Below are 19652 nucleotides of genomic sequence, written 5' to 3' on the forward strand. Positions count from 1 at the left end.
GGGAAAGGCGCCAAGGCTTCAAGGCGAGACCTGGGACCGGCCACGCCCGCCCCCCGCGTCATAAGCCCGACGCCCCCCCGCGTCATAAGAATGCGTAGGGGTCGACATCCACCTTGACCCGGACGCCCGGGGGGAGAACGGCCGCCGCCAGCCAGTCCCGCACCAGGGGTTGGACCCGCACCGTGCGGGCGGCCTTCAGCAGCAGGCGGTGGCGGTGCTGGCGCCGCAGCACGGCCAGCGGCGCGGGCGCGGGGCCAAGCACCTCCATGTCCTCGGCGGAGGGGGCGCAGCGCGCCAGCGCCTTGCCGGCCGCACTTACGGCCGACTCATCCAGCCCGGAGACGATCAGCGCCACCAGCCGGCCGAACGGCGGCATCATCAGCGCGCGTCGGGTCTCGGCCTCCACGGACAGGAACCGCTCCGGATCGTTGGCGGCCAGAGCCTGCATGACCGGATGCTCCGGATCCGTCGTCTGCATCAGCACACGCCCCGGACGCTGCGCCCGGCCGGCGCGGCCCGCGACCTGGTGGAGCAGTTGGAACGTCCGCTCCGCCGCCCGCAGGTCGCCCCCCGCCAGCCCGAGGTCGGCATCGACCACACCCACCAGGGTGAGCAGCGGGAAATGGTGGCCCTTGGCCATCACCTGGGTGCCGACGATGATATCGACCGCGCCCTGCTCGATGCGCTCCACCAGTTCAGCCGCCGCCGTCGGGCCGATCAGCGTATCGGACGCCGCCACCACCAGCCGCGCCTGGGGAAAGCGCGCCGCGACCTCCTCCGCCAACCGCTCCACCCCGGGGCCGCAGGGGGCCAGGGAGTCCGGCGTGTCGCAGGACGGGCAGCGCTCCGGCATCGGGGTGCGGTAGTCACAATGGTGGCATTGCAGCACCCGGCGGTGCCGGTGCTCCACCAGCCACGTGGAGCAGTTCGGGCACTGGAGGCGATGGCCGCAGGCCCGGCACAGGGTCAGCGGCGCATAGCCCCGACGGTTCAGGAACAGCAGGGTCTGTTCGCGGTTGCGCAGCGTCTCCGCCATTGCATCCAGCAGCGGCGGCGCCAGGAACGACGGCGCGGGCACGCCCTGACGGTCCCACTTCTCCGGCGGGTGCGCGCGCAAATCCACCAGCCCCGGCGCCGGCAGCGTGGCGCCGCCGTGCCGCTCCGGCAGCGGCAGGTGCTCATAGCGCCCGGCGCGCGCGTTCAGCACCGTCTCCAGCGACGGCGTGGCGGAGGCCAGCACGACCGCCAGGTCGCCGGCCCGGGCGCGCACAACGGCCATGTCGCGGGCGTTGTAGGGCACGCCCTCGTCCTGCTTGAACGCGCTGTCGTGCTCCTCGTCGACCACGATCAGGCCCAGGTCGGGGAACGGCAGGAACAGGGCCGAGCGCGCGCCCACCACCACCGGCACGCGCCCGAACGCCACCGCCCGCCAGATGTCGCGGCGCTGGGCGCGCGGCAGGTCGGAATGCCAGGGCGCGGGCGGGGCGCCGAAGCGCTGCTGGAAGCGGTCCGGCCAGCGCGCCGTCAACGCGATCTCGGGCAGCAGCACCAGCGCCTGACGACCCTGGGCCAGGGCCTCGGCGATGGCCTCGAAATAGACCTCGGTCTTGCCGGAGCCGGTCACCCCCTCCAGCAGCGTCACCGAGAAGCCCGCGCGCGCCGAGGCCCGCAGCGCGTCCGCCGCATACGCCTGATCGGGGGACAGCGTCGGGCCGGCCCGGTGCGGGTCCGGGGCCGCGATCACCGGGTCCTCCACCACGGGCACGGCGGCGAGCGCGCCCCCCTGCGCCAGCCCTTTGATGACCGCCGCGCCGACCCCGGCCCGCCGGGCGAGATCGGCGGCAGTGGGCGGCGGCTCGGATGGCGGCCAGCGGCGGGCGGCCTCCAGCACCTTCTGGCGGGCCTCGGTCACACGCAGCGTGGTCTCCGCCAGATCGGCGACCTGGGGCGTATACCCCGTGCGGGGCCGAGGCGGGTCCAGCGCCTCCGGCACCGACAGCGCCATGCGAAGCACCTGCCCGGCCGGCGCCAGGGTGTAGGCCGCGCACCAATCCACCAGATCCCGCAAGGGCTGGGTCATCGGCGGCGCATCGACACGCTCCTGAATGGGGCGCAGCTTGGTCTCCGGCACATCGGCCGCCCCCTCGCCCCAGACCACGCCCAGTTCGACCCGCTTGCCCAGCGGCACCCGCACCAGATCGCCCGCCGCCAGCGGTTCAAGCTCCGGCGGCACAGCGTAATCATAGAGGGAATCGACCGGCACCGGCACCCGCACGGCCACCCTGCGCGATGCGCCGAACAGGGATGCGTTCGCCGCCGGTCCGGACGGTTTGGCGCCCGGCGCGCTCATCGGATACACTCGCCCGCGTGTCCGAGCCCCCGGCTCCGGTCGCGGCGGCTCGTCCAACCTGTTGGAACCAAGGGAAAACCCCACACCATGAAGTTCTTCGTCGATACGGCCGACGTGGCCGAAATCCAGGATCTGGCCGCCACCGGCCTCGTGGATGGCGTCACCACCAACCCCAGCCTCGCCGCCAAGACGGGTCGGAACTTCGTGGATGTCGTGGCCGAGATCTGCGCCATCGTGCCCGGCCCCGTGAGCGCCGAGGTGGTGGCCACCGAGTACGAGGCCATGCTGCGTCAGGGCCGCGCCCTGCGCAAGATCGCCGACAACGTCACGATCAAGCTGCCCCTGACCCCGGACGGCCTGCGCGCCTGCAAGACGCTGTCGGACGAAGGCACGATGGTCAATGTGACCCTGTGTTTCTCCGCCGCCCAGGCGATCCTGGCCGCGAAGGCCGGGGCCAGCTTCATCTCGCCGTTCGTCGGGCGCCTGGACGACATCGGCCAGGACGGCATGGACCTGATCGGCGACATCGTGGCGATCTACAGCAACTACCCGGCGTTCACGACCGAAGTGCTGGTGGCCTCCATCCGCCACCCCATCCATGTGGTCGAGGCCGGCCGCCTGGGCGCCGACGTGGTGACTCTGCCGCCGAAGGTGCTGCGCCAGCTGTACGGCCACCCGCTGACCGACAAGGGCCTCGCCGCGTTCCTGGCGGACTGGGAGAAGACCGGCCAGACCATTCCGGAAGAGTGAGGCGGCCGCACGGCCGTCCTTGCGCTCTGAGCCGATCGGTCTAGATCCTTAGGCATCGTCGCGCGGCGCTGCGCCGCGCCGTTGCCCGAGGGAGCCCCACCGTGTCTCGCACCGTGACCTACTACGTGTTCCTGAACTCACCGTGGTGTTTCATGGGGGCGGGCCGACTGGCCGAAATCGCGCGGACCGCCGGGGCCACGGTCGACGTGCGACCGATCAATCTGGGCCGGGTTTTCCAGGAGACGGGCGGCAAGCCACTGGCCCAGCGACCGCAGGCGCGTCAGGACTACCGCCTGTATGAACTGGCCCGCTGGCGACGGTGGTATGGGCTCGACATGGTCGAGCATCCCGACGTGTTTCCCTGCGACGAGGGGCTGGCCGCCACCTGTGTGTTGGCTGTGAAGGCCGCGGGCGGCGACGCCCTTGCCCTGGCCACCGGGTTCGGCGCCGCCCTGTGGCTCGACAACCGCGACATCGGCCGCCGGCCGATCATCGAGGGCGTGCTGAAGGCGCAGGGTCTGGATGCCGCCGCCGTCTTGGCCGAGGCCGAGGGTCAGGCGGACCGGTGGGCGACCGAACTCCAGGCCAACACGGACGCGGCGCGCGCGGCCGGCTGTTTCGGCGTGCCCTGGTACGTCGTGGACGGCGAACCGTTCTGGGGCCAGGACCGACTCGACTTCGTAGCTGAGGCCCTGACGCGCCCCACCGCCTGACCCTAACCGGCCCCGAGACCGAGTTTGTCTTGACCCGCCCCGCGTGGGCGTGATCCCTGGACTGCGTTCCCCGACGGACCGACCGGACCCATTCCCGCATGACTGTGACACCGCTCGCCACCTCGCCCTTTCACGTCCCCCGGGTCATCGCGCACCGGGGCGCCTGTGCCTCGGCCCCCGAAAACACCCTGGCCGCGTTTCGCCGCGCCCATGAGCTTGGCGCGCGCTGGGTCGAGTTCGACGTCAAGCTGACGGCCGACGGCCGGCCGGTCGTGTTCCATGACAACACCCTGGACCGCACCACCGACGGCTCCGGGCCGATGGCCGATACCCCCTTGGCCGCATTGGGAGATCTGGATGCGGGCAAATGGTTCGACCCGGATTTTGCCGGTGAACTGGTGCCCACGCTGGAGGAGGTTCTGGACCTCCTTGTGGAGATGGACCTGGGTGCCAACATGGAACTGAAGCCGTGCCCGGGACGCGAGGCGGAGACCGCCGCGGTCGCGCTGGACGTCGCCCGTGGGCTGTGGCCGACGGAGGCGCCGCCCCTTCTGATGTCAAGTTTCAGCCGGGTGGCGCTGGACACGGCCCGGCAGATCGCGCCGCAATGGCCGCGCGGACTGCTGGTGGAAGCGCTGACGGACGACTGGAGGGCGGCGGCCCAGGAGGTCGAGGCCTGGTCCATCCATTGCGCGCAGGATCCCCTGGGTCCCGCCGCGGTGGCAGAGATGCTGGACGCGGGCTATCGGGTCATGGTTTATACCGTGAATGATCCGGGGCGGGCCCTGAACATGTGGGATTGGGGCGTGCACGCGATCTTCACCGACCGGCCGGAGGTTCTGCTGCCCCTGGCCGGGACCTGACGGCCCTGCACTGAGGGGGGCGCGGCTGTTGGGTATCCTCGACCCACGGCCCGCCGTGTCGGACCGGCCTCGCACGCGCGAGGGGGCTCTGTCCCCTATCTGAGCTGGCGAAAGGATCCAATGTGAAGCCTCTGAATTCCCTGTTCATCTCGGGTCGGGACGTGCTGCCCGTCGTGGAAGGCGGCAAGGGCGTTGCGGTGTCCACCGGCCTTAGCGCGGGCGCCTGGGCGGCGGCCGGCGGTGTCGGTACGTTTTCGGCGGTCAACGCCGACAGTTACGACGAGACCGGCAACATCATCCGCCAGATCTACAAGGGCAAGACCCGCCGCGAGCGCCACGAGGAACTGGTCGCCTACGGCATCCGGGGTGGGATCGCGCAGGCGCGCATCGCCCATGACGTGGCCGGGGGCAATGGCCGCGTGCACATGAACGTGCTGTGGGAGATGGGCGGCGCCGAACGGGTGTTGCAGGGCGTGATGGAAGGGGCCAAGGGCCTGATCCACGGCATCACCTGCGGGGCCGGCATGCCCTACCGGCTGGCCGAGATCGCGGACCGGTTCCGGGTGCATTACTACCCGATCGTGTCGTCGGCCCGTGCGTTCAGCGCGCTGTGGCGGCGGTCCTATCGCAAGTATTCGCAGTGGCTGGGCGGCGTGGTCTACGAGGACCCGTGGCTGGCCGGCGGCCACAACGGCCTGTCGAACAGCGAGGACCCGCGCAAGCCCGAGGACCCGTACCCGCGTGTCGCCGCGCTGCGCAAGAGCATGCGCGAGGCCGGCTCGCCCGAGGTGCCGATCTTCATGGCCGGCGGTGTGTGGTACCTGCGCGAATGGGCGGAGTGGATCGACAACCCGGAACTCGGCCCGATCGCGTTCCAGTTCGGCACCCGACCCCTGCTGACCAAGGAAAGCCCGATCCCCGAGACCTGGAAGCAGCGCCTGCTGCGACTGGCCAAGGGCGATGTGCTTCTGCACCGCTTCAGCCCGACCGGCTTCTATTCGTCGGCGATCCGCAACGATTTCCTGTGCGAGTTGGAAGCCCGTAGCGAGCGGCAGGTGCCCTACGCCAGCGAGCCGGACGAGACGCATGACGCCGCACTGGCGGTGGGCGCGCGCGGCCGGCAGGTCTACGTGCCCCAGGACGCGCTGGAGAAGGTGCGCGGCTGGATGGCCGAGGGCTACACCGAAGCCCTGCGCACGCCGGACAACACGCTGATCTATGTCACCCCGGACGAGTCCCGCGTCATCCTGCGCGATCAGGTGGATTGCATGGGCTGCCTGTCGGCCTGCGCGTTTTCGAACTGGTCCCAGAACGAGGGCGGATCCACCGGCCGCCGCGCCGATCCGCGCTCCTTCTGCATCCAGAAAACCTTGCAGTCTGTTGCACATGATGGTGATATCGAGAATAATTTGATGTTTGCGGGGCACAATGCCTACCGCTTCGCCAGCGACCCGTTTTTCGCCAATGGCCGCGTGCCGAGCGTGCGGGAACTGGTCCAGCGGATCGTTACCGGCGACTGATCGACGGTCGGCACACGAGCCGCACTGCACGAGATCCGGCCCGCGAAGCGAGGGCGCGGCCGGATGGGAGCGAAGAGGGGAGTTTTCACCCATGAGACACCACCCGTCCGCCATGGAGCGCCTTCGGGCCGCCGGCTTGCGGCCCACCCGTCAGCGGTTGGCCCTGGCGCGGCTGCTGTTCGACAGCGGCGACCGCCATGTGACCGCTGAGATGCTGCATTCGGAGGTGATCGGCGCGGGCGTTCGGGTGTCCCTGGCGACGGTGTACAACACCCTGCACCAGTTCACGGACGTGGGCCTGCTGCGGGAGATCGTGGTCGAGGCCGGCCGCTCCTACTTCGACACCAACACCAGCGCGCACCATCATTTCTTCCACGATGCCAGCGGGCAGCTGATGGACATTCCGGGCGACGATATTGCCGTGTCGGCCGTGCCGCGCGCGCCCAACGGCATGAGCATCAAGAGCGTGGACGTGATCGTGCGGCTGGAAGACGCGCCGGCCGTCGCCTCGGTCGCCTAATCCCCGGAGGGGATCGCGGTCGCCAGACTCCGGGGGTCGCAGCCCCCAGACGCGGTCCCCAATACGGCCTTTAAGACACGGCCCACGCCATCATGGATGCACACGAGACCGCTGGCCCCCCCGACGATGAAACGGGGGGCCGGGACGACACGGGGGTCCGGACGGAGGACGTCCGGTTCTACGGCCGGCGCAAGGGCAAGCCCCTGCGTGCCGGCCGTCAGGCCGTGATGGACCGTCGCCTGCCCGATCTGGCGTTCGCGGCACCCGCACCCGAAACCGTGCTGGACCCCCGCACGCTGTTCCCGGACCCGGTGCAAGCAGTGTGGCTGGAAATCGGGTTCGGCGGCGGCGAGCATCTGGCGGCGCAGGCCGCCGCGCATCCCGACGTGGGCCTGATCGGCGCCGAGGTGTTCGAATACGGCATCGCCAAGCTGGTCGCGGCCGTGGACGAGGCCGGGCTGACCAACGTGCGGGTCTATCCGGACGACATACGGCCGGTTCTGGAGCACCTGCCCGACGCCGGCCTGGACCGCATCTTCGTGCTGTTCCCAGACCCCTGGCCGAAAAGCCGCCACGCCAAGCGCCGCATGATCGCACCGCACCGGCTCGACCTGTTCGGCCGCCTGCTTGTGGACGGTGGCCGGCTGCGGGTGGCCAGCGACGACATGGGCTATATCCGCTGGACGCTGCGCCACGCGGTCGACCACCCGGCCTTCACCTGGGCGGCCCAGCGGGCCGACGACTGGCGCCAGCCCCCCGCCGACCACGCCCCGACCCGTTACGAGGCGAAGGCGTTGGAGCAGGGCCGCAGGCCGGTCTACCTCGACTTCATCCGGCGGCCGCGCACCGGAACCTGAGCACCGGAACCTGAGCACCGGAACCTGATCGGCCCCGACACGCGGCCAATGGTCCCTACTCCGTCAGGTCCTCGAAGAACTCCTTCACCTTCTTGAAGAAGCCATGGCTTTCCGGGCTGGTGGCGTCGTCGCCGTTTTCCTTGGCGAACTCCTCCAGCAGCTCCTTCTGCCGCTTGGTCAGGTTCATCGGGGTCTCGACCACGGCCTGAATGAACATGTCGCCGCGCGCGGTGGAGCGCAGCACGCTCATGCCCTTGCCGCGCAGGCGGAACTGGTTGCCGGTCTGCGTACCGGCGGGGATGGTCACCTTGGCCCGCCCGCCGTCGATGGACGGCACCTCGATGGATCCGCCGAGCGCCGCCGTGGTCATCGGAATGGGCACGCGGCACTGGATGTTGGCCCCGTCGCGCTGGAACAGACGGTGCGACGCCACCGACAGGAAGATGTACAGGTCGCCCGCCGGACCGCCGCGCAGACCGGCCTCGCCCTCGCCGGCCAGCCGGATGCGGGTCCCGTCCTCGACGCCGGCCGGGATGGTGACCTCCAGGGTCTTGTCGCGCCGCACCCGGCCCGCGCCGCCGCAATCGGGGCAGGGATCACTGATCACCTTGCCCTGACCGTTACAGGCCGGGCAGGTGCGTTCGATGGTGAAAAAGCCCTGCTGGGCCCGCACGCGGCCCATGCCGCCGCAGGTGGTGCAGGTCTTGGGCTGGGTGCCGGCCTTGGCGCCGCTGCCGGAGCAGGTGTCGCAGGTGACCGAGGTCGGGACATGGACCGTCGTTTTCTTGCCGGCGAAGGCCTCTTCCAGCGAGATCTCCATGTTGTAGCGGAGATCGGCGCCGCGCGTGTTGGAGCGTCCGCCGCCGCCGCGCCGGCCGCCGCCCATGAACTCCCCGAACATTTCGTCGAAGATGTCGGCGAAACCGCCGGCGCCGCCGCCGCCGAACCCATGGAAGCCGCCGCCCCCGGGACCGCCGCCCTCGAACGCCGCATGCCCGAACCGGTCATAGGCCGCGCGTTTTTGATCGTCCTTGAGGACTTCGTACGCCTCGTTCAGTTCCTTGAACTTCTGCTCGGCGTCTTTGTCATCCGGATTGCGGTCGGGATGATATTTCATCGCGAGTTTGCGATAGGCTCTCTTCATCTCGTCGGCACTGGCCGACTTCTCGACGCCGAGCACGTCGTAATAGTCCCGCTTGCTCATTCCTGCTGGCCCCTTCGGCGGCGTACCTCTCGTCCCTCGGGCGGCCCCGCGCGGCGGCACGCCGCCCGGAGCACGGGTCCCGTGTCAAGCGAACGGGCCGCCACCCGGTTACGCACGCCTGCGCAATCCAGATGACGGCCCTATCGCGAAAAGCAGGCCGGGCCTACTTCTTCTTGTCGTCCACCTCTTCAAAGTCGGCATCGACGACGCCGTCATCGGCCTTGCCGGAAGACGCGGAACCGGCGTCCGCCTCCCCGCCGTCCGCACCTGTCGCGCCGGCGGCGGCTTCCTGCTGGGCCTTGTACATGGCCTCGCCGAGCTTCATCGAGGACTGCGTCAGGGCCTCGGTCTTGGCCTTGATGTCCGCCACGTCCTCGCCCTCCATGGCCGCGCGCAGGGCGGCGATGTCGGACTCGATCTTGGCCTTGTCCTCGGCCGGCAGGCTGTCGCCGTGCTCGGCCAGGGTCTTCTCAGTGGTGTGGACCAGACCGTCCGCCTGGTTGTGGGCCTCGACCAGCTCGCGGCGCTGCTTGTCGGCCTCCGCGTTCTGTTCGGCCTCTTTGACCATGCGTTCGATGTCATCGTCGGACAGACCGCCGGACGCCTGGATGCGGATCGTCTGCTCCTTACCGGTGGCCTTGTCCTTGGCGCCCACGTTGACGATGCCGTTCGGGTCGATGTCGAACGTGACCTCGATCTGCGGCACGCCGCGCGGGGCCGGCGGGATACCGACCAGATCGAACTGGCCGAGCAGCTTGTTGTCGGCGGCCATCTCGCGCTCGCCCTGGAACACGCGAATGGTCACGGCGCCCTGGTTGTCCTCGGCGGTCGAGAACACCTGGCTCTTGCGGGTCGGGATCGTGGTGTTGCGGTCGATCAGGCGGGTGAACACACCGCCCAGGGTCTCGATGCCCAGCGACAGCGGGGTCACGTCGAGCAGCAGCACGTCCTTGACGTCGCCCTTCAGAACGCCGCCCTGAATGGCGGCGCCGATGGCGACCACCTCATCCGGATTCACGCCCTTGTGCGGGTCGCGTCCAAAGAAGTCCTTCACGACCTGCTGCACCTTCGGCATGCGGGTCATGCCGCCGACCAGGATCACCTCGTCGATCTCGCTAGCCTTCAGGCCGGCGTCGGCCAGGGCCTTCTTGCACGGCTCGACCGTGCGCTGCACCAGGTCGTCCACCAGGGCTTCCAGCTTGGCGCGGGTCAGCTTGATGTTCAGGTGCTTCGGGCCGCTCTGATCGGCGGTGATGAACGGCAGGTTGACCTCGGTCTGCATCGACGAGGACAGCTCGATCTTGGCCTTCTCAGCGGCTTCCTTCAGGCGCTGCAGGGCGAGGCGATCCTGGCGCAGGTCGATGCCCTGCTCCTTCTTGAACTCGGCCGCGAGGTACTCGATGACGCGGGCGTCGAAGTCCTCACCACCCAGGAAGGTGTCGCCGTTGGTGGACTTCACCTCGAACACGCCGTCGCCGATCTCCAGCACCGACACGTCGAAGGTGCCGCCGCCGAGGTCGTAGACCGCGATCGTACCGGTGTGCTTCTTGTCCAGGCCATAGGCGAGCGCGGCCGCCGTCGGCTCGTTGATGATGCGCAGCACCTCAAGGCCGGCGATCTTGCCGGCGTCCTTGGTCGCCTGACGCTGGCTGTCGTTGAAGTAGGCCGGAACGGTGATGACCGCCTGCGTGACCGGCTCGCCGAGGTGGGACTCGGCCGTTTCCTTCATCTTGCCGAGGATGAAGGCGGACACCTGGCTGGGGGCGTACTTCTCACCGTGGGCTTCGACCCAGGCATCGCCGTTGTCGCCCTTCACGATCTTGTACGGGACCAGGTCCTTGTCCTTGTCGACCGTCGGATCGGTGTAGCGACGCCCGATCAGGCGCTTGATGGCGAACAGGGTGTTCTCGGGGTTGGTCACGGCCTGACGCTTGGCGGGCTGCCCGACGAGGCGCTCATCGCCTTCCGAAAACGCGACCATCGAGGGGGTCGTCCGCGCACCCTCGGCGTTCTCGATCACACGGGCGTCCTTGCCGTCCATGACCGCGACGCACGAATTCGTCGTGCCGAGGTCGATACCAATCACCTTGCTCATGCTCTGTCTCCATTCTGGCGAAGCGCGGCGGCCCCATCAGGCACCGCGGCGTTTCCCGGAGGGGGTGTTCCGTTGGGTTCTGGCTCGTGGCGGAGGCATCGGGGTGGCCCGAGCCCCGCAGGTTGGCCGCTATATAAGAACCGGGCCGGGAGCCCGCAACAGAAACTGCACGTGGGCGAACCAATCCGCGACCCTTGATCCGCAGGAGCGCCCGGCCAATGTTTCTGTGATGCCCGCGGGCCGGCACGATCACGGGCCGCGGCGCCCTTCGGCCCCGCACCGTCGGTTCCGCCGGATGCGCCCCGACAGCCCCCCGCGAAAACACGCCGATCAAAGAGCCCCCCGTCAGAAAGGAATCGAAGACCATGGTGCGTAGTGCGTCCCCCCTCCCGCGGCTGACGATTCCCGTCCTCCTCGGCGCAACCCTGGTCGTGGCCGGGCTTGGTGTCGGCCCCACGCCGGCCCAGGCCGACGAGATCGAGGACTCCCTGGTCGCGGCCCTGGACGCCTACCGCGCCGGCGACACGTCGGTGGCCAAGGAGGAACTGGACTTCGCCGCCCAGCTCCTGTCGCAGATGAAGGCGGAGGGGCTGAGTTCCTTCCTGCCGGCCGCCCAGCCCGGCTGGACCCGCGAGGACGGCGAAACCCAGGCCCTCGGCACCGGCCTCATGGGCAGCGGCCTGTCGGCCAACGCGACCTATCGACGCGACGGCGACACCGTGGACATCCAGTTTCTGGCCGACAATCCGATGGTGACGGCGATGGCCGGCATGTTCACAAACCCGTCCGCGATGGGCGCCATGGGCACCGTCAAGCGGATCGGCCGCCAAAAGGTCGTCGTATCCCAAGACGGCGAGCTTCAGGCGCTGGTCAACAACCGGATCATGGTGCAGATTAGTGGGTCGGCCCCGGTGGAGGATAAGGAAGCCTATTTCGAGGCCATCGACATCCGGGGCCTTCAGGACTTCTGAGTCTCCGCCCACCCCCGCCCTGTCTTGCACCGCATGCTGATCGAAATCACACCGGACGCCTACGACGTCGACCTGGACCTTCGCTATGCCACGGCCGACAACATCGCGGGCCGTCCCATTTACGCGCGCGCCGCCTGCTACCTGCACATGGACGCTGCGGCGCTGCTGGGGCGGGCGGTCGCGTTGGCGCGCCCTCTGGGGCTGCGCCTGCGCGTGTTCGACGCCTTCCGGCCCGCCGAAGCACAATGGGTTCTGTGGGACTCCTGTCCCGATCCGGAGTTCCTTGCCGACCCCCGGCGCGGCTCGCCGCATTCGATGGGCGCGGCCATCGACCTGACGCTGGTCGACGGCCTGTCGGGCGAGCCGCTCGACATGGGCACGGGATTCGACGCCACGGTCCCGGAGTCGCATCACGGCTGCATCGATCTATCCGTGGACGCCCAACGCAATCGGGCGCTGCTGCTTGGCCTGATGACGGCGGCGGACTGGGATTTCTACCGCAATGAGTGGTGGCACTATCAGCTCTTCAAACCAAGGGGCCGCTATCCGGTGCTGACCGATGCCGCCGCCGGAACCCGCATGATGCCGGGCACCGGCTCGTGACTTCGACGGCTCCGGCGCGGCCGCTGCACGGCCCGATCCTCGCCCTGGACACCTCGGCGGGTGCTTGCTCTGTCGCCCTGTGGCAGAACGGGGCGACGCTGGCCCAGGAGTCCACGCCGCTGGTCCACGGCCACGCCGAGGCCCTGGCGCCCATGGTCGAGCGCGTGATGCGGGCCGCCGGGGTGCCGTTCGAGACGATCGCGGCGGTCGCCGTCACGGTCGGCCCCGGCAGCTTCACCGGCCTGCGGGTCGGGCTAGCGTTCGCGCGGGGCCTCGGCCTCGCCGTCGGATGCCCCGTGTTGGGGGCGACCACCACGGCCGTGCTGGCGCGCATGGCCGAGAGCACGCCGGCGCGCCCCGGGAGGTCCCCCGAGACGCCAACCGCCGTGGTGCTGGACGCCCGGCGCGCGGAGGTGTTCCTGCACATTCTCTCGGTGCACGACAACCAGGGCCAGGACGGTCCGGTGTCGGGTCCGGTATCGCTGCCCCCCGAGGCCGTCGCGGCCCATCTTCCCCCGGGGCCGGGCCGCCTGACCGGCGACGGCGTGGCGCTGCTCCCCCAACCGCTCCCCGCCGGGTGGATCGTGGCCGAGAACGCGGGCCGCACCCCCGATCCGGCCGTGCTGGCCGCGCAGGTCGCCGCCGCGCCGAAGCAGGCCCTGCCGCCGCGCCCCCTGTATGTCCGGGCACCGGACGCGACACTGCCGCCACCGAACGCACGGGCGCAGGCCTGACATGCCCCCGCACCCCGAGGCCCCACCCTCCGTCCGCCCCCCCTTGACGATCGTTCCGGCGACCCCCGCGCATGCGGCGGCACTGGCGGTCCTGCATGAGGCCTGTTTCGCGGGGCAACCGTGGCACCGGCCGTGGCGCACGACCGAAATGGGGCAGGTCCTGGCCCTGCCGGGCGCGATGGGATGGATCGCGCTGGCGCCCCCCGATCCCGGCGCGACCGTCTCAGACGGCATCGCGACCGATCATCCCGTCGGCATGCTTCTCGTGCAGACCAGCGGCCTGGACGCCGACATCCTGACCCTGGGCGTGCGCCCCGATCGATGGCGGCGGCGCGGCATTGCGCGAACCGTGCTGGCGCACGGCGAGGACGTTTTACGGCGGCACGGGGTCGAGCGCATCTTTCTGGAGGTCGCCCTCGACAACCGGGCCGCCGTCGCGTTTTACACAAACGCGGGGTACAATGTCTTGGGGCGCCGAAGCGGCTATTACTCGACCATTTCCGGTGAGACATTCGACGCGGCAACCATGGGGCGTACGCTTGTATGACAGGTCCGGCGCGCCATTACCTCGGCCGCACGCCAGCCTGCGCGCTTGCTGCATGGGAGGTCAGTGAACCCGTCATATCATTGGTGGGCATCCGCTTTCTTGCGCAAGACGAGACGATGAACACCGTCGGGTCCTTGCCCGCGCTCCGCTTCCATTGAAATGATCTCGTGCCCGTGTTCTCTTAGGGAGCGAGGAACGTTTCTGAGTGGCTCCAGGCCTCGAAGACGAACCTGAGCTGTCTCCCCAGGCCGCATACGCTCGACAAGCAGCTTCGTTTTGACAAAGGTAAACGGGCAGATATCCTCGGTGATATCGATTTCATGATGGCTCATGGTGACCCCAGTCTTCGTTGATCGCTGCAAAACGTGACCCTTGCACGGTATGAACTCTTGCCGACTATGCTTTTGCGCCTTATAATTGGTTTTATGGCTTTGCGCCACGCTCCATCGAATGCCGTGAAGGAACAATGTGCGGCTGCATGGTTCTCCCAAAATACGAAGTGTGAGACCTGAGGTGGCCCAACACACTTGAGGAAAGGCTCTTTTTATGTCCTCGTCAGATACAGACCATGAAGTCCTTCGGCTGACCGCCCAAATTGTGTCAGCACATGTCGGAAACAATTCGGTGGCGGTTACGGATCTCACGGCCCTGATCCAGGACGTACACCGCAGCCTCTCCACCATCGGCCAGGCCACACCGGAAGCGGAACGGCCGCAACCGGCCGTGCCCATCAAGAAATCCGTGCAACCGGACTTCATCGTCTGTCTGGAGGACGGCAAAAAACTGAAGATGCTGAAGCGTCATCTCAAGACCGCCTACGATATGACGCCGGAGGAATACCGCGACCGGTGGGGCCTGCCGACGGACTATCCGATGGTGGCCCCGAACTACGCCCAGCATCGCAGTGCCCTCGCCAAGAAGATCGGGCTCGGGACCCGGGCACGGCGAAACGACGACCTCTGACCCCGCGCCCCCCTTCCCAGCCTCCCGCACCGATCCAAACGCCCTGTTCGGCCCGGGCCGGCCTCCGCCCCGTCCCGGGCCCTCTGGTTGCTTGGTCGCGGGCTGAGGCTCCGCATGGCACACCACTCCCGCGCCCGGCGGCGGGGCGAGCCCCCCTGCCGGCGCGACCGCCTCGACGGCGGCACGCCCGGCCGGACCTCCGGCGGGGCTCCAATTTTGGCCATGCCTTTTCTTTTTCGCCGTCACTCCTTAATATAGGGCAGCCGTGTGACACTGACATTGAGCCGCGCCCGCACATGATATCCCGTATCGAGCAACGATGCGTCGACAAGGGCATGAAAATGACCGGACAGCGACGGGTAATCGCCCGAGTCCTGTCCGAAGCCCAGGACCACCCCGACGTCGAGGAAGTCTATCGCCGCGCCACCGCGATTGATCCACGCATCAGCATTGCGACGGTCTATCGCACCGTGCGGCTGTTCGAGGAAAACAGCATTCTCGAACGCCACGATTTCCGCGACGGTCGCGCACGGTACGAGGAGGTGTCGGATGACCACCACGACCACCTAATCGATATGGAAACCGGTCGTGTGATCGAATTTCGCAACACCGATATCGAGCGCCTTCAGGAGGAGATCGCCCGCACGCTCGGATATGAGCTGAAAGGCCATCGTCTCGAACTCTACGGTCTTGCGCTCAAGGACAGAAACCGCGATGATACCGGCTGAGGCGCCGACACGCCCGGACGGGCATCGCGCGGCGGCGCCCCGCGGGACGGCGGTCAAGGCCAGGACCGCGTCGACGGCGTCGCCGGTGCCATCCGGCGCGGCACGGAGCATGGAATCGGGCAAGGAGTGAAATGGGCTCTCTCGGAGATTTGCGCGCGGGCGATCTGGACGTCGTTCTGGCGGACACGGAAGACGAAGTCCACGCGGCGCAGGCCTTGCGGTTCCGCATTTTCTACAACGAGCGGGGCGCGCACCCGTCGCTGGAAACGGCGGCCTGCGAACGCGATTTCGACGCCTTCGACGAGATCGCCGATCACCTTCTGGTGATCGACCACTCGTTGGGCAACGGACCAGAGCGCGTGGTCGGAACCTATCGCCTGATGCGCCGCGAGCATGCCGCGCGCGCCGGCCGGTTCTACACGTCGGCGGAGTACGACATCTCCGCCATCGTGAACCAGCCGTGCGAGGTGATGGAACTGGGGCGGTCGTGCGTCGATGTGCGCTATCGCAACCGCCACACCATGCAGCAGCTCTGGCGGGGGATCGCCGCCTACGTCTTCCGGCACGACGTCGGCCTGATGTTCGGCTGCGCCAGCCTGCACGGCAACGACGTGGAGGAGCACGCAGCCGCGCTGAGCTACTTGCACCACTGCCATCTGGCCCCCGAGGCCCTGCGCCCGGTGGTGCTGCCCCAGTTCTACCAGACCATGAACCTGATGCCGCCCGAGGCCTATGACGCCCGGCGGGTCTTGGCGGGCCTGCCGCCGCTGGTGAAGGGGTATTTGCGGCTGAACGGCTATGTGGGCGACGGTGCCTACATCGATCAGCAGTTCAACACCACCGACGTCTGCGTGATCGTCAAGACGGACTTCATCGCGGAGAAGTACTTCCGGCACTACGACCGAACGGCCCGGTCCGTTCCCACGCTTGCCCCGCTCTAGGCGCGTCCCTTTGAACGCACGCATGCCCGGCATTTCCTCCCCCGTCCGCGCTGTCTGGCGCCTGCTGCTGTTCGTTCTGTGGACACTGGTGGTCGTGCCGCCGTATTCGACGCTGCTGGGGCTGCGGTTGCCCAGCCGCTGGCTGGCGCGGGTGTATTGGCGGGGCACGGCCGCCGCTATCGGCCTGCGCATCCGGGTCGCCCGGGGGCGGCCGACCAAGGCGCGCCCGCTGCTCATTGTGTCGAATCACACGTCCTATCTGGACATCGTCGTTCTCGGCGCGCGGCTGGACGCCGGCTTCGTCGCCAAGTCGGAGGTCGGCACCTGGCCCGGCTTCGGGCTGATCGCGCGGCTGGGCCGCACCGTGTTCGTGGAGCGAAAGCGGGCCAGCACCGGCAAGGGCCGCGACGACATCGCGCGCCGCCTCGCCGAGGGCGAACCCCTGATCCTGTTTCCGGAGGGCACCAGCAACGACGGCAACCGCGTCCTGCCGTTCAAGAGTGCCCTGCTGGCGGTCGCTGAGCCCCCACGCCCCCGGCAGCGCCGGGGTGATACGCCCACGTCCACGCCGAAACCCACGCCGCCCGCAGCCCCCGCCCAAGCGGAGGGGGAGAGCGGCCGGCCACCGCTGCTGGTGCAGCCGGTCTCGCTCGCCTACACCCAGGTGGACGGGCTGCCCATCGGCTATGGCCTCCGGGCGCACTATGCGTGGTATGGCGACATGAGTCTCGCCGGCCACCTGTTCGCGGTTCTGGGGTTGGGTAACGCGACCGCGGAGGTCATCTTTCACGATCCGGTCGATGTCGCAGCGGCGGGTTCCCGCAAGGCGCTGGCGCGGCACTGTCAGGCCCTGATTTCGGGCGGCGTGGGCGAGTTGCTGTCCGGTCACCCGGCGTTGCCCGTCCCCGCCCCCGGCACGGCCTCCGGAACCGCTTCCGGCGCGTCACGGGCCACGGCCCAACCGGACGCCGCGCCAAACGCCACCGACCCCGCACCCGATACCGCACCCGATACCGCTCCTGGGGCCCGAACGGACGCTCCAGCGGCCCCCTAACCCGGACGGTTTTTCTCCCGGGGCCGCCAGTCCGGTGCGCCAGTCCAACGCGCCCGTCCGGGCTGTCAGTCCGGCGCGAGCACGACCCGGTTGCGGCCAGCCCGCTTGGCTTGGTACATCGCGGCGTCGGCGCGGTTCACCCACTCCTCCAGGCTTTCCCCGGGACGCCATGTGGCCACGCCGAGGCTGATGGTCACCCGGTCGCCCCCCGCCACAGCGACCCGTTCCACCGCCGCCCGCAGCGCCTCCGCCAGTTGCCCGCCGCCGGTCGCGTCCGTGTCGGGCAGGATGACCAGAAACTCCTCGCCCCCCCAGCGCACCAGACTGTCCGTCTGGCGGACGCGCTCCGAGAGACGGGCGACCACCTCCACCAGGATCCGGTCGCCCGTGACATGACCGAGCTGGTCGTTGATGGCCTTGAAGTTGTCGATGTCCAACAGAACGATGGTCGTGGGATGCTTCTGACGCTGGGCGCGCTGCGTCTCTTTTTCCAGGTCCGCCGTCCCCTTCTGGCGTGTCAGGGCGCCCGTCAGGCCATCGTGATTGGCCCGGTATTCCAGTTGCGCCATCAACTCCTGCTGTTGGGTCACATCGGTGAGCATGGTGAGCAGGTAGTCGGTGCCGCCGCTTGAGATCGTGGCGGTGCTCCACTGCACGACGGCATGACCGCCGTCCGGCAACCGGACCCCCACTTCCGTCGGGGAGCTATGCCGCCCCGTGATCGCATCACCCAGTATTTGCAAACGGGCTTCGTCCGAGGCGAAGAGTCCCAGGTCCACCGACGTGCGCCCAAGAACATCCTCGCGGTCGAGATTCAGGGCGCGCAGAAACGATCCGTTCACATCCAGGATGCGGCCGGACCGCGGCTCCGAAATCACCATCATGGTGGCGTTGTCGAGGAACACCCGTTCGAACTTCTCGCGCATGAGGGCGAGCTCCGACAGATCCCGACTGGAGGTGAACAGCGCCGGAGCCCCGTTCCAGCTGCCCTCAACCATCCGGCTCTCGACCAGCACGGTCTCCCCGTCGCGGGTGACGAGCATGAACTGCTCACCGTGGCCCGCGCCGGAGAGAATGGCGCGCATCCGCCGCCGCGGCACCACCCGAGGCCAGCGCGACAACAAGCGAAACACGGACCGCCCCACCAGGTCCGCCCGCGACCACCCGAGCCGGCTGGTCACTGCGGTGTTCGTCTCCAGAATGCGGCCACGCGGGTTCAGGACCACCAAAAGGTCCTGGGACAGATTGAAAAACGCGCGCAGGTTCGCAAGATTGCGTTGCTGCTCCTCTCGGGCCACGCGGCGCTCGGTGATGTCGTGTCCGACGCCGATGACCGACAGGACATGGCCGGTGTCGTCCACCACCGCCGTATTCTGCCACGACAGCCAACGCCACCCGCGCACGGTCCAGGCGCGCTGTTCGAGATAAGCGATGTGCGGCGGCCGATTCAGGCTTTCCAAGGCAGCCAAGGTCGAGTCGCGGTCGTCCTCGTGCACCATGGGCATAAAGGTCCGGCCGATCAGCTCGTCCCGGGTCCGACCGAACAGGCGGCAATAGGCTGGGTTGACGTAATGGAAGCGGTGATCTGCGCCGACCTTCACGACGAGGGCCGATTGGTTCTCGGCAATCAAACGATAGTCCGTGTCCGGCTTGTCTCCTGACGGACCGGTGTCGGATTCAACCGCCGTCTCGAACAGAAGAATTAAAACGCCGGGCCCCTGCGGGGCCGCCTCGGACGGCGTGGGGCCGATGTCCCACGGCTCCAGGGCGACGTCCAAGCGACGGCCCCGGGCGCCATGGGTTGGGCACAGCGGGCTCACCGTCGCCTCCAGATGCGCGCTGGTCCGGCTTTCGAGCACACGGCGCGCCGCCGCCACCACATCCTCGGGAAGGGGAAGGTCCGACAGAGGGAGGCCGACGAGGGCGTCGGCCGTGTTGTTCCAGACCGCCGCGAACGCCGGCGTGCACTGGTGCACGGTCAGATCGGACCCCACCTGGGCCAGCCCCGCGCCGGTGCCGTTCAGCCGCGACGGGCCGCCCCGCGCGTCGGCGCCGGCGCCGACATCGGGGCCAACGGCAGCGAACGAGGGATCCGCATCGGCAGTCTGCGGCTGATCTTGAACGCCACCTGGGTCGACCACGCCACCACTCCGTCCTGTCAAGGAAACCGCGCTCTCGGCCAGATCCATATCCGTCCCAACGCCCCACTCCCGGACTCGAAACCGTGCGCGGCACGCGC

19 protein-coding genes are annotated in these 19652 nt (G+C 68.7%); 14 read left to right on the plus strand and 5 right to left on the minus strand.

Annotated elements, in window-relative coordinates; translation table 11 throughout:
• Window positions 1-82 precede the first annotated feature (82 nt).
• Window positions 83-2350: a primosomal protein N' gene (locus GGD82_RS12385; RefSeq protein WP_150062446.1), complete on the minus strand. Its 2268-nt coding sequence runs from the start codon at window positions 2348-2350 to the stop codon at window positions 83-85.
• An 87-nt stretch (window positions 2351-2437) separates the two neighbouring features.
• Here GGD82_RS12385 and fsa point away from each other — a divergent pair, with 87 nt between their 5' ends.
• From fsa to trmB, 6 genes are all read left to right on the plus strand, one after another.
• Window positions 2438-3100: a fructose-6-phosphate aldolase gene (gene fsa / locus GGD82_RS12390; protein WP_150062445.1), complete on the plus strand. Its 663-nt coding sequence runs from the start codon at window positions 2438-2440 to the stop codon at window positions 3098-3100.
• A 101-nt stretch (window positions 3101-3201) separates the two neighbouring features.
• A complete protein-coding gene (locus GGD82_RS12395; RefSeq protein WP_150062444.1) occupies window positions 3202-3813 on the plus strand; it encodes a 2-hydroxychromene-2-carboxylate isomerase in 612 nt (203 codons plus the stop codon).
• 98 nt (window positions 3814-3911) lie between these two features.
• Complete coding sequence (gene ugpQ / locus GGD82_RS12400) at window positions 3912-4676, plus strand: glycerophosphodiester phosphodiesterase (RefSeq protein ID WP_150062443.1); 765 nt, start codon at window positions 3912-3914, stop codon at window positions 4674-4676.
• Window positions 4677-4798: 122 nt separating this feature from the next.
• Entirely contained in the window at window positions 4799-6196 is a 1398-nt protein-coding gene (locus GGD82_RS12405; RefSeq protein WP_150062442.1) for an NAD(P)H-dependent flavin oxidoreductase, read from the plus strand.
• A gap of 91 nt (window positions 6197-6287) precedes the next feature.
• A complete protein-coding gene (irrA, locus tag GGD82_RS12410) occupies window positions 6288-6716 on the plus strand; it encodes an iron response transcriptional regulator IrrA (protein ID WP_150062441.1) in 429 nt (142 codons plus the stop codon).
• A 92-nt stretch (window positions 6717-6808) separates the two neighbouring features.
• Entirely contained in the window at window positions 6809-7573 is a 765-nt protein-coding gene (gene trmB, locus GGD82_RS12415; protein WP_150062440.1) for a tRNA (guanosine(46)-N7)-methyltransferase TrmB, read from the plus strand.
• Window positions 7574-7628: 55 nt separating this feature from the next.
• Here the strand turns inward: trmB and dnaJ are convergent, their stop codons facing one another.
• Window positions 7629-8777 (minus strand): molecular chaperone DnaJ, encoded by a 1149-nt coding sequence (dnaJ, locus tag GGD82_RS12420; RefSeq protein ID WP_150062439.1) that lies wholly within the window; start codon window positions 8775-8777, stop codon window positions 7629-7631.
• A 163-nt stretch (window positions 8778-8940) separates the two neighbouring features.
• On the minus strand, window positions 8941-10872 hold the full coding sequence (gene dnaK, locus GGD82_RS12425) for a molecular chaperone DnaK (RefSeq protein WP_150062438.1): 1932 nt from the start codon (window positions 10870-10872) through the stop codon (window positions 8941-8943).
• Window positions 10873-11237: 365 nt separating this feature from the next.
• Between dnaK and GGD82_RS12430 the strand changes: the two genes are divergently transcribed.
• From GGD82_RS12430 to GGD82_RS12445, 4 genes are read left to right on the plus strand one after another with little or no spacing between them, the layout of a single operon-like run.
• The gene (locus GGD82_RS12430; protein ID WP_150062437.1) at window positions 11238-11843 is read left to right on the plus strand and encodes a hypothetical protein; all 606 of its coding nucleotides are present in this window, start codon (window positions 11238-11240) and stop codon (window positions 11841-11843) included.
• A 33-nt stretch (window positions 11844-11876) separates the two neighbouring features.
• A complete protein-coding gene (ddpX, locus tag GGD82_RS12435) occupies window positions 11877-12446 on the plus strand; it encodes a D-alanyl-D-alanine dipeptidase (RefSeq protein ID WP_150062436.1) in 570 nt (189 codons plus the stop codon).
• Window positions 12443-13180: a tRNA (adenosine(37)-N6)-threonylcarbamoyltransferase complex dimerization subunit type 1 TsaB gene (tsaB, locus tag GGD82_RS12440; protein WP_211364768.1), complete on the plus strand. Its 738-nt coding sequence runs from the start codon at window positions 12443-12445 to the stop codon at window positions 13178-13180. Before ddpX ends, tsaB begins: the two co-directional genes overlap by 4 nt.
• 1 nt (window position 13181) lies before the next feature.
• Window positions 13182-13727, plus strand: coding sequence for a GNAT family N-acetyltransferase (locus GGD82_RS12445; RefSeq protein ID WP_170284282.1), 546 nt, complete (start codon window positions 13182-13184; stop codon window positions 13725-13727).
• Window positions 13728-13804: 77 nt separating this feature from the next.
• Here the strand turns inward: GGD82_RS12445 and GGD82_RS12450 are convergent, their stop codons facing one another.
• Window positions 13805-14059 (minus strand): sulfurtransferase TusA family protein, encoded by a 255-nt coding sequence (locus GGD82_RS12450; protein WP_150062434.1) that lies wholly within the window; start codon window positions 14057-14059, stop codon window positions 13805-13807.
• Window positions 14060-14273: 214 nt separating this feature from the next.
• On the opposite strand from GGD82_RS12450, the gene GGD82_RS12455 reads away from it, so the two are divergent.
• From GGD82_RS12455 to GGD82_RS12470, 4 genes are all read left to right on the plus strand, one after another.
• Window positions 14274-14690 carry a Ros/MucR family transcriptional regulator gene (locus GGD82_RS12455; RefSeq protein WP_150062433.1) on the plus strand — a complete coding sequence of 139 codons (417 nt, stop codon included), beginning with the start codon at window positions 14274-14276 and terminating at the stop codon, window positions 14688-14690.
• Window positions 14691-14986: 296 nt separating this feature from the next.
• Entirely contained in the window at window positions 14987-15418 is a 432-nt protein-coding gene (locus tag GGD82_RS12460; protein ID WP_150062432.1) for a Fur family transcriptional regulator, read from the plus strand.
• 131 nt (window positions 15419-15549) lie between these two features.
• Entirely contained in the window at window positions 15550-16359 is an 810-nt protein-coding gene (locus tag GGD82_RS12465) for a GNAT family N-acetyltransferase (RefSeq protein WP_150062431.1), read from the plus strand.
• 22 nt (window positions 16360-16381) lie between these two features.
• Window positions 16382-17413 carry a lysophospholipid acyltransferase family protein gene (locus GGD82_RS12470; protein WP_150062430.1) on the plus strand — a complete coding sequence of 344 codons (1032 nt, stop codon included), beginning with the start codon at window positions 16382-16384 and terminating at the stop codon, window positions 17411-17413.
• Between the two features lie 65 nt (window positions 17414-17478).
• Here GGD82_RS12470 and GGD82_RS12475 read toward each other — a convergent pair whose 3' ends face one another.
• Window positions 17479-19554 (minus strand): sensor domain-containing diguanylate cyclase, encoded by a 2076-nt coding sequence (locus GGD82_RS12475; protein WP_170284281.1) that lies wholly within the window; start codon window positions 19552-19554, stop codon window positions 17479-17481.
• Between the last annotated feature and the right edge of the window lie 98 nt (window positions 19555-19652).

This window comes from Roseospira marina, assembly GCF_014197855.1.
GTDB lineage: Bacteria > Pseudomonadota > Alphaproteobacteria > Rhodospirillales > Rhodospirillaceae > Rhodospira > Rhodospira marina.

What these genes read in the sequence shown, in the direction of transcription:
- GGD82_RS12385 (WP_150062446.1), bottom strand. Translation starts at nt 2,350, where the DNA reads ATGAGCGCGCCGGGCGCCAAACCGTCCGGACCGGCGGCGAACGCATCC.
- fsa (WP_150062445.1), top strand. Translation starts at nt 2,438, where the DNA reads ATGAAGTTCTTCGTCGATACGGCCGACGTGGCCGAAATCCAGGATCTG.
- ugpQ (WP_150062443.1), top strand. Translation starts at nt 3,912, where the DNA reads ATGACTGTGACACCGCTCGCCACCTCGCCCTTTCACGTCCCCCGGGTC.
- irrA (WP_150062441.1), top strand. Translation starts at nt 6,288, where the DNA reads ATGAGACACCACCCGTCCGCCATGGAGCGCCTTCGGGCCGCCGGCTTG.
- trmB (WP_150062440.1), top strand. Translation starts at nt 6,809, where the DNA reads ATGGATGCACACGAGACCGCTGGCCCCCCCGACGATGAAACGGGGGGC.
- dnaJ (WP_150062439.1), bottom strand. Translation starts at nt 8,777, where the DNA reads ATGAGCAAGCGGGACTATTACGACGTGCTCGGCGTCGAGAAGTCGGCC.
- dnaK (WP_150062438.1), bottom strand. Translation starts at nt 10,872, where the DNA reads ATGAGCAAGGTGATTGGTATCGACCTCGGCACGACGAATTCGTGCGTC.
- GGD82_RS12430 (WP_150062437.1), top strand. Translation starts at nt 11,238, where the DNA reads ATGGTGCGTAGTGCGTCCCCCCTCCCGCGGCTGACGATTCCCGTCCTC.
- ddpX (WP_150062436.1), top strand. Translation starts at nt 11,877, where the DNA reads ATGCTGATCGAAATCACACCGGACGCCTACGACGTCGACCTGGACCTT.
- GGD82_RS12445 (WP_170284282.1), top strand. Translation starts at nt 13,182, where the DNA reads ATGCCCCCGCACCCCGAGGCCCCACCCTCCGTCCGCCCCCCCTTGACG.
- GGD82_RS12450 (WP_150062434.1), bottom strand. Translation starts at nt 14,059, where the DNA reads ATGAGCCATCATGAAATCGATATCACCGAGGATATCTGCCCGTTTACC.
- GGD82_RS12455 (WP_150062433.1), top strand. Translation starts at nt 14,274, where the DNA reads ATGTCCTCGTCAGATACAGACCATGAAGTCCTTCGGCTGACCGCCCAA.
- GGD82_RS12460 (WP_150062432.1), top strand. Translation starts at nt 14,987, where the DNA reads ATGATATCCCGTATCGAGCAACGATGCGTCGACAAGGGCATGAAAATG.
- GGD82_RS12465 (WP_150062431.1), top strand. Translation starts at nt 15,550, where the DNA reads ATGGGCTCTCTCGGAGATTTGCGCGCGGGCGATCTGGACGTCGTTCTG.
- GGD82_RS12470 (WP_150062430.1), top strand. Translation starts at nt 16,382, where the DNA reads ATGCCCGGCATTTCCTCCCCCGTCCGCGCTGTCTGGCGCCTGCTGCTG.